The organism is Nocardioides sp. (assembly GCF_034670285.1).
In the GTDB taxonomy this organism is placed as follows: Bacteria; Actinomycetota; Actinomycetes; order Propionibacteriales; family Nocardioidaceae; genus Nocardioides.
Window position 1 is genome coordinate 1 of record NZ_JAXMNS010000129.1, and the last position, 8,827, is coordinate 8,827.

Below are 8,827 nucleotides of genomic sequence, written 5' to 3' on the forward strand. Positions count from 1 at the left end.
GTTCAAATCCCACCGCCACCGCCACGTGATGTCGCAAGACGTCTTCAAGCCCGGATCCTCAGTGCGAGGGTCCGGGCTTCGTGCGTTCTCTGGCGCCTCTGGGCGGAGGAATCCCCGGATCTCCGGGGATTCCTGACGTTCTCAGGGAGTGCTTCCCCTGAGAACGTCAGGAAGTCCCTGGGAACGGCGGAAGTGCGAGCCGTGCTAGCATCGCCACATGACGATGACAACGCTCCCCGGTGAGACCTCGAAGGAGCTTCTCGACGCGACCGCCTGCCTCTTCAAGGGGTTCAGTGACCCGTCGCGGGTCGCGATCGTGCGGCACCTCACGCTGGGCGAGCACCGCGTCGTCGACCTGACCGATCACCTCGGGCTGGCGCAGTCGACGGTGTCGAAGCACCTCGCCTGCTTGCGTGACTGTGGCGTGGTGACGTCACGGCCCAAGGGTCGGGCCTCGGTGTTCTCGCTAACACACCCTGACGCGGTCGAGCGGCTGCTCGCATTGTCGGACGAGCTGCTCGTCCTCACCGGTGCCGCAGCCGTCGGGTGCGCGACGAACGGCACCGAGACCCTCGCGCGGGAGCGCTGAGATGGCCTGCGCGACCCACACCACAGATCAGGCCGGACAGGCCGGTCAGAGCGGTCAGGCTGGGCGGCCCGTCCTCACCCTGGACGACCGCAAGCGCCTGGGCCGACGGGCCCAGCTGTTCGCAGGCGCCTCGGTGGCCTACAACTTCATCGAGGCGGTGCTCGCCATCACCGCCGGCCTGGTCGCCGGCTCGGTGGCCCTGGTCGGCTTCGGGCTCGACTCGGTCGTCGAGGTCTCGTCGGGGCTCATCATCCTGTGGCAGTTCAGGCACGTGCTCCCGGAGTCGCGCGAGCGCCTGGCGCTTCGACTGATGGCCGTCTCGTTCTTCGCCCTCGCGGTCTTCGTGGGCGTCGAGTCCGTCCGAGCACTGATCGACGGGCGAGCCGCCGAGCACTCGACCCTCGGCATCGTGATCGCCTCCACGTCGCTGGTGGTGATGCCCTTCCTCTCGTGGGCCCAGCGGCGCACCGGCAAGGCCCTCGGGTCGAACGCCGTCGTCGCGGACTCCACCCAGACGCTGCTGTGCACCTACCTCTCAGCGGTGCTGCTGCTCGGTCTCGTCGCCAACTCGGCGCTCGGGTGGTACTGGGCCGACCCGATCGCCGGACTGGTGATCGCCGCGATCGCGATCAAGGAGGGCCGCGACGCCTGGCGCGGCGAGGGCTGCTGCGCCCCCGCGCCGAAGCCCCCCGCACGGCCCGCCGAGCCCGAGAAGACCGGCACTGGCTGCTCCTGCTGCTAGGAGACCGGCTCCGTCGCGTCCGTGGGCAGCGTCGGGGCGTTGGAGAGCAGCACGCAGAAGCGGGGGCCGCCGTCCTCGGAGACCTCCAGCCAGATCCGACCGCCGTGCAGCTCGGCGATACGACGACACACCGCGAGACCGACGCCGCTGCCGACGGTGCGGTCGTCGGCGGCGCCGCGCTCGAACATGTCGAAGATCCGCTCGCCGTCCGTGATCGGCGCCCCGTTGTCGGCGACCCGGAGCACGGGCCAGGCCGTGTCGGGGTCGGTGATGGCATCGACGACCACGACGGGGTAGCGGTCGTCGGGGACGTACTTGAGGGAGTTGCCGATCAGGTTCGACAGCAGCGTCTCGAGGAGGTTGTGGTCGCCGCCGATCTCCGGCAACGGACGGACGCGTACGTCGGCGTCACGCCCGGAGGCGCTCAGCTGCTCTGCGGCGACCCGTCGAGCCAGCGTGTCGACGTCGACGCGGTGCCGCTCGAGCGCCGTGCGCCCGATCTGGGCGAAGGACAGGATGTCGTCGATGAGCCGCGCGCCGCGGTCGGCCGCCCGGTCGATCCGCTCGGCCAGGTCGGACTCCGGAGTGCCGGCGAGCTTGGTGGCGAGCATGCCGCTGAAGCCCTTCACCACCGTCAGGGGCGTGCGCAGGTCGTGCGCCATCGCCGCCGAGAAGTCGGCGAGGTCGTCGTTGGCGCGCCGCAGCTCGAGCTCGGCCTGGCGCCGCCCGGTGACGTCATTGATGAACGCGTGAAAGGTCAGTCCGGCCTCGTCGGTCACCGTCCACAGCGAGATGTCGACGCGCAGGCGTCGACCGTCGCGCGCGATCATGTCGGCCTCGTACTGCTGGTCGGCCGGCGGCGGCCCCTCGCCGGCGAGGTAGGCCATCATCTCGGAGCGACCGTCGTTGACCTTCGAGCGCTGCACCAGCTCTCGGGCCTGCTTGCCGCGCATCTCCTCGGGGGAGAGGCCGAAGAGCGTGAGCGCTGCATCGTTCCACCCCTCGATCGTGCCGGCGAGGCCGAAGGTGACGTAGGCCGCACAGGACCCCGCGATGATCGCGTTGGCCCGGCGCTCGCTCAGCTCGAGCTCCTCGGCGATCGCGTCGCGGGCCTCGATGGCCTCGCGGGCGAGCGCGAAGGCGTTCTCAGCACCGGCGCGGCGCAGGTCGACCTGGCGCAGACGTGAGGACTGGAGCCAGACGAGGGTGAAGCCCACGACGCCGACCAGGGTCGCCGCGATCGCGATGAGTCCGGCCGTCTTGTCGGTCTCGCCGGTGTCGGCGGCGTGGACCACCAGGAGCCCGCCGAGGACCGGCACCAGCGTGGCCACGGGCAGGAATTGCCGCACGATGATGCCGCCGGCGGTGTTGCCGCTGATGAGCGACATGTAGCCCGCGTCGCCACGCTGGAGCAGCACGCCGAGGCTGCCGAGCACGAGGCCGACCGCGGTACGCAGGGCGATGCTCTTGAAGGCGCCGATCGTGTAGAGCGACTCCACGCCGTAGGCGTAGCCGACCAACGTGGTGATGCCGATGATCAGCGACACCGACGCGACCAGCTGGCCGGCCATCACCTGGCCCCGGTCGATCAGCAGCAGCGCGACCGCGACGAGGAGGATGCCGATCGCGGTCGCCAACGACATCCGTCCGGCCGGATCGCCGCCGAGGTCGCCGGCGTCGAGGCCGAACAGGTTGTCGCCGGGGTAGGTGACGTCGAGGACGTACTCGCTGATGGTCAGCCCTGACAGGAGCGCCACCCCGGTGGTGAGCACCGTGGCGGCGGTGCGTGCGACGCGGTCGCCGCGGCGGCTCAGGAGGATCGCGACACCGATGGTGGTGAGGCCGAGCGCGGTCGAGAACTTCATCGACGCCGTCTCGGCCGAGACGCGGTAGAGCGACGGGGCGTCGACGATCCAGCCCAGCATCGCGACGCCGCCGACCAGGACGAGGAGCGCGCCGGACGCGACGGCGACCAGGCTCAGACGTCGCACCAGCTCGGCCTGCGGGAGGCTGGCGAGCGTGCGGGCCTCGACGGCCTCGAGGAGGGTGGCCTCCTCCACAGCCTCGGGACGGGGGCGTGCGTGACGGCCTGTGGAGTCGCGGCGCACAGAGACGTGCCCGGCCTTCCGGTCATCGATGGTCACGTGGTGCTCCCTCCCTGCGTGGCCAGTAGATCACCTGGGCGGACGTCGTGGTGAGCGCACCGCAGCGGGAGACGGCTCCGAGAGCTAGACCGAGGCGCGACAGACCGCCAGCAGGGTGCCGGGCTGGGCACCGGTGTAGACGTCCCACCCGTCGTCGAAGCTGACGTGTCGCACCTCGTCGTCCTGGAGCACGAGCGACGATCCCGGGATCACGTCGACGCCGAAGCCCGTCGCGGAGCAGTCGTGGCGCTGCAGGAGCCGCTCGAGACGGTCCTCGCCGGCGGGGGCGACCAGGACTTCCTGGGCCACAGCTGCGTCAGTGCCGAGGGCGCCGGGTGCGCTCGTCGCGGACACCGCGAGGAAGGCCAGGACGGCGACGATCGTGCACTTGACCGCGCCGATCGACCGGCGCAGGAACGGGTGCGGAGGGTGCGTCATCGGGTCCTCCGTCGGTGGGTGGGGGGATTGGGGGCGAGACGCTGGTACAACGACGCAAGGCCGAGGGGGTCACGCCGGATCAGCGGCCGAGGAGCGTCACCGTCCAACGGGCGGCCACGATCGCCGGCACGGTCCGGGTGCGAGGATGAGGCCATGACTTGGTTCAGCACGCCCGCCGACGCCTCCGCCCGGCTCCACGAGGCCGGCTACCTGGCCGACGCCACGACGGCCACGACGTCGTACCTCGCCGGAGCCCTGGAGAAGCCGCTCCTGATCGAGGGGCCCGCCGGAGTGGGCAAGACCGAGCTGGCCAAGGCGGTCGCGCGCGCGACCGGAGCCGACCTGGTGCGCCTGCAGTGCTACGAGGGGCTCGACGAGGCCCGCGCGCTCTACGAGTGGAACTACAAGAAGCAGCTGCTGCGTATCCAGGCGACGTCCAGCAGCGACGACCAGAACTGGGACGAGACCCACGACGACATCTTCTCCGAGGAGTTCCTGCTCACTCGGCCGCTGCTCACTGCCATCCGACGTGAGCAGCCGACCGTGCTGCTGATCGACGAGGTCGACAAGACCGACATCGAGGTCGAAGGTCTGCTGCTCGAGGTGCTCTCCGACTTCCAGGTCACGATTCCCGAGCTCGGCACGATCACCGCGACCAAGCGGCCGTTCGTCGTCCTCACCTCCAACGCCAGCCGCGAGCTCTCCGAGGCCGTCAAGCGACGCTGCCTCTACCTGCACCTCGACTACCCCGACGCCGAGCGGGAGCGTGAGATCGTCTCCTCGCAGGTGCCAGACCTCGACGACAAGATCACCGGTCAGCTCGTCGCGACCATCGCGCGACTGCGTGAGCTCGAGCTCAAGAAGGCCCCGTCGATCGCCGAGTCGGTCGACTGGGCCCGCACCCTGGTGGCTCTCGAGATCGGCGACCTCGACGACAAGGCCATCGCCGACACCCTCGGCGTGATCCTCAAGCACTCCTCCGACCAGGCCCGGGCGATCAAAGAGATCCGGCTCGGGCGCTGATCGTGGACTCCCAGGGGGCGGCTGCCCGCAGCGGGCTGCTCGACCGTCACATCGCTTTCCTCGAGGCGTTGCGGGGCGCGGGCCTCTCGGTCTCGCTGGCCGAGGACCTCGACGCCGTCTCCGCCCTCACCTCCGTCGAGTGGACCGACCGCGCGATCGTGCACGACGTCTACGCCGCCACCCTGCTCAAGCGGCACGCGCAGCGCCCGACGTTCGAGGCGCTCTTCGACCTGTACTTCCCCCGGATGGTCGGCGGCGGTGTCGCCGAGGCCCAGCGCCAGGCGGACGCGGCCGAAGAGGGGGCCGAGGACGGCGCCGGCTCACCGGTGCGCGACAACGGCGCGGCCCTCGACGCCTTCCGGGCCCAGCTGCAGGAGGCACTCGAGCAGGGCGACCAGCAGCGCCTCCAGGAGCTCGCCGCCGAGATGGTCGGCCGCTTCGGCGCGATGCCGGGGCGCGGCCCCGGACTGTCGTCGTGGTCGGCCTACACCGCGCTCCAGCGGGTCGCTCCCAGCGAGCTGATCGACCGGATCGTCGCCGCCCTGCTCGGCGAGGGGCTCACCGAGGAGGAGGCCCAGCGCACCGCCGGACGACGCATCGGCGCCTTCACCGCGACCGTGGAGGCCGACGCGCGGCGCCGGATCGCGGAGGAGAAGGGTGCCCAGCACGTGGCGTCAGTGGCGCTGCGTCCCAGCATCGACCGCCTCGACTTCACCTCGGCCCGCAAGGCCGACCTCGAAGAGATGCGCCGCGAGATCTACCCGCTCGCCCGCCGCCTCGCCGCCCGCCTGACCAAGGAGCACCACGCGCGCCGACGAGGACCGCTGGACTTCCGCCACACCGTGCGCGCCTCGATGTCGACCGGTGGCGTGCCGATCGCCACGCATCACCGTCCCAAGCGTCCGCACCGCACCGAGCTCGTCGTGCTGTGCGACGTGAGCGGCTCGGTGGCCAACTTCGCGCAGTTCACGCTGCTGCTGGTCTTCGCGATGCGTGAGGCCTTCCAGAAGGTGCGCGCGTTCACGTTCATCGACCACGTCCACGAGGTCACCCACCACTTCACCCCCGGAGCCGACGTGGTGGACGTGATGGCCGACCTCGCCGCGAGCACCTCGCACGCCGCGCTCTGGGGGCGCACCAACTACGGACGCGCGCTCACCAAGTTCGCCGAGGACCACGGCGACGCGATCGGGCCCAAGACCTCGCTCCTCATCCTGGGCGACGCGCGCTCCAACTACTCCGACCTGGCCGGCGACGTGCTCAAGGAGATGGCCTCGACCGCGCGCCACGCCTGGTGGCTCAACCCCGAGCACGTCCGCAACTGGGGCACCGGAGACTCGGCTGCTCGCACCTATGGCGACATCGTCGACATGGTGGAGTGCCGCAACCTCGCCCAGCTCGCGGAGTTCGTTCACGACCTCGCGCTCTAGGGCTCCGAGGCTCAGCGGGCGAGGAACCCGAGCGTCCGGAGGCGCTCGACCGCGGCCACCAGGTCGGGGTGCTCGCTGGCGTCGACGATCCGGCCGCCGTGCTCGTGGCGTCCGGTCGTGCCCTTCGGGGCCGGGTCGTGGACGACGGTCAGGCGATGGGGTGCGCCGTGGTTCATCAAGGAGCCCAGCAGCGCGGTCGGGCTCGAGCGGTCGTCGAGGGAGAGCACCCGCGTGGAGGGCGGGAGTCGCGGCACGTGAGCGGTGGGGGCGCCGGAAGTGACGACCTGCTCGATCACGAACGTGCGGCTCGGCGCCCGGGCCGCGACCTCGGCGGCCCTGGCGCCGCCCTGCCCGGCTCCGACGAGCATCACTCGTGCGTCGGGCTCGTCCGCGACCACCGCCTCGATGCCGGCGACCACGGCAGCCGTCTGGTCGGAGGCGTCCCCGGTTGCCAGTCGCAGTGCTCCTGACGAAGAGGCGCGCGGCCCGGTGGCCGCGGACCCGTGCAGGTAGACGATCCAGCGCCCGGCGCCCACCCGCCGTATGACGACCGGCGCGTGCGTCGCCTCGAGCTCGGCCAGGAGGCCGGCCAGGTCGCGCGGCGGCGTGCCTTCGGAACGGTCGGGATCGATCGGCGTGGTGCTGGTGCCTGCGTCGACGTCGGCGGCCACGTCGCGCAGCACGGCTGCGGCCTCGACGGGCAGTGGGGCGATCCCCAGCGCGCGCAACCCGCCCGCGGCCGCCTCGGGTCCGGGGTTGGCGGTGGCGAGACCGGACGTCAGGAGGGAGCGCAGCTGCAGCCCGTCGACCAGGCCGCCACCGCTGGTGACGTGGTGCATGAGCTCGGGGTTCGACTCGGCCAGCTCCGAGAGGTATCCGGCCACGTCGTCGCGGTCGAGGGCGTCGGTCTCGATGAGACCGGCGGAGACGAGGGCTCCACCCAGGGCGACGGCAGGGGCGAGGTAGCCGATCGCACGTCCCGCGATCGCTCCGAGGGAGTCGTGGGCCGCTGCCTGGAGGTCGTCGATCCACTCGTAGGTGCGCACGGTCGCCTGGAGTGCGAGAGCGTCGGCGGCGAGCTCGATCGAGCGGGCCGAGAGCCCTCGGGACCCGGTCGTGGCAGCGCGGATGGCGGCGTGGGCCTCCTGGTGGGTGCGTGGTGACAGGCCCGCGGAGTCGACGAACGCGGAGTCGCCGGTGATGGCGGTCCCGAGGGTCGCGCGCTGGCGCAGCTCGGCCCCGGACCGGTCGAGCAGTCGCGCCAGGCGCCGCATGGCGGCGTAGGAGTCGGTTCGGTCGGCGGTCTCGACGGGCCCTGCGAGGGGACTCCCGACTGGTTCGGTCACGAGGTCACCTCCGCGAGCACCGGCGCCAGGTCGACGGCCAGCTCGGCTGCGGTGATCGAGCGGATCTCGACCCGCGCCGGCTCCCCGCCGTGGTGGCTGTGGAGCGTGCGCCAGCCGTCGGCGAGCAGCACCCAGGACCGGACGCCGACCACGGTGGTCGTCGAGCGCGAGACATCGGCGACCAGGGCGCGCAGCCGACCACGGCTCTCGCGCCCGAGGGCGTCGAGCACCCCGGGCACCTCTGCCTGGGGCAGGGGACGGCCCTCGCCGTCGAGGACGTCGCCCTCGTGACGCGAGATCAGCACCTGCAGGAGGTCGGAGCGTCCGTGGGAGCCGGCTTCGACAGCGGCGTCGGCGAGCTCGAAGGGGAGGTCGACGACCGGGGGCACCTGTGACGCGCGCTTCGAGTGGTCCTCGGGCAGCACCGCGACCCGGGCGAGCTCGGCGGGCCACGCCGTCGTCGGGAACCACGCCAGCTCGAAGACGAGTCCGTCGCCGGTGGCCAGGGACGCCACGGCGTCGCCGGACTGTCGGTGCCACGCCTTGACCTGGCGCAGGGACTCGCCCTGCACACCGAGGTCGAGGTCGAGCGCGACCTGGGGCGTGGCGAGGAGCCCGACCGCACCGGCGAGACCCTCCTCGAGGGTCCCGTCGCTGGAGATCAGTCCCCGCCGGGTCAGGGAGTCGACGGGGTCGTGCAGGGCGGCCAGGGCGGTGGCGTACGCCTCGTCCTCGACGCAGGCGCGGCTCTCTCCGAGCCGTGACTCCAAGGCGTCGGCCGGTGCGGACTCGGCGAGGTCGAAGGGCAGTGGAGCGTCACCGGCACGCCGAGCGACCTCCTGGAGCTCGGGGAGGGTGAGGGCGACCCGGCGGGGCAGGGAGCCGAGAAGGCTCCGCGGCGCCGGGCTGGGCGTGCTGAGGTCGATGGTGCTCATGCGTGCGGGAGCTCCAGGGCGAGCCAGTCGCGGTGCCCGGTCGGAGGCGCCTCGAGGGCCAGCAGGGCGAGGTCGTCGTCGGCGAGCACCCGCGCAGTTCCCGCGGAGGAGCGGGTGCGGGCGTCGGCGACGCGCTCGGCGACGCTGCGCTCGATGGCGACGATCGACTCCTGGAGGCAC

Annotated in this window: 9 protein-coding genes; 4 read left to right on the top strand and 5 right to left on the bottom strand. The window is 71.9% G+C overall.

The genetic code is table 11. The features are described 5' to 3' along the window. The first annotated feature begins 217 nt into the window (after positions 1-217). Both VOI19_RS08285 and VOI19_RS08290 read left to right on the top strand, forming a co-directional pair. Positions 218-589 (top strand): metalloregulator ArsR/SmtB family transcription factor, encoded by a 372-nt coding sequence (locus tag VOI19_RS08285; RefSeq protein ID WP_323792491.1) that lies wholly within the window; start codon positions 218-220, stop codon positions 587-589. 1 nt (position 590) lies between these two features. Further along, a complete protein-coding gene (locus tag VOI19_RS08290; protein ID WP_323792492.1) occupies positions 591-1,331 on the top strand; it encodes a cation diffusion facilitator family transporter in 741 nt (246 codons plus the stop codon). On the opposite strand, the gene VOI19_RS08295 is transcribed toward VOI19_RS08290, so the two are convergent. Both VOI19_RS08295 and VOI19_RS08300 read right to left on the bottom strand, forming a co-directional pair. Then, positions 1,328-3,475: a sensor histidine kinase gene (locus VOI19_RS08295; RefSeq protein WP_323792493.1), complete on the bottom strand. Its 2,148-nt coding sequence runs from the start codon at positions 3,473-3,475 to the stop codon at positions 1,328-1,330. The genes VOI19_RS08290 and VOI19_RS08295 overlap by 4 nt on opposite strands. Positions 3,476-3,559: 84 nt before the next feature. Beyond that, on the bottom strand, positions 3,560-3,913 hold the full coding sequence (locus tag VOI19_RS08300; protein ID WP_323792494.1) for a hypothetical protein: 354 nt from the start codon (positions 3,911-3,913) through the stop codon (positions 3,560-3,562). A gap of 153 nt (positions 3,914-4,066) precedes the next feature. On the opposite strand from VOI19_RS08300, the gene VOI19_RS08305 reads away from it, so the two are divergent. Further along, positions 4,067-4,936 (top strand): MoxR family ATPase, encoded by an 870-nt coding sequence (locus VOI19_RS08305; protein ID WP_323792495.1) that lies wholly within the window; start codon positions 4,067-4,069, stop codon positions 4,934-4,936. 2 nt (positions 4,937-4,938) lie between these two features. After that, the gene (locus VOI19_RS08310; protein WP_323792496.1) at positions 4,939-6,366 is read left to right on the top strand and encodes a vWA domain-containing protein; all 1,428 of its coding nucleotides are present in this window, start codon (positions 4,939-4,941) and stop codon (positions 6,364-6,366) included. An 11-nt stretch (positions 6,367-6,377) separates the two neighbouring features. Here the strand turns inward: VOI19_RS08310 and VOI19_RS08315 are convergent, their stop codons facing one another. From VOI19_RS08315 to VOI19_RS08325, 3 genes are all read right to left on the bottom strand, one after another. Further along, positions 6,378-7,712, bottom strand: a complete 1,335-nt coding sequence (locus VOI19_RS08315; RefSeq protein ID WP_323792497.1) for a hypothetical protein — start codon at positions 7,710-7,712, stop codon at positions 6,378-6,380. Continuing rightward, positions 7,709-8,647 carry a hypothetical protein gene (locus tag VOI19_RS08320; protein ID WP_323792498.1) on the bottom strand — a complete coding sequence of 313 codons (939 nt, stop codon included), beginning with the start codon at positions 8,645-8,647 and terminating at the stop codon, positions 7,709-7,711. The genes VOI19_RS08315 and VOI19_RS08320 overlap by 4 nt, the downstream gene beginning before the upstream one ends. Next, a partial coding sequence (locus tag VOI19_RS08325; protein WP_323792499.1) for a hypothetical protein occupies positions 8,644-8,827 on the bottom strand: 184 nt, incomplete at its 5' end. The genes VOI19_RS08325 and VOI19_RS08320, both read right to left, overlap by 4 nt.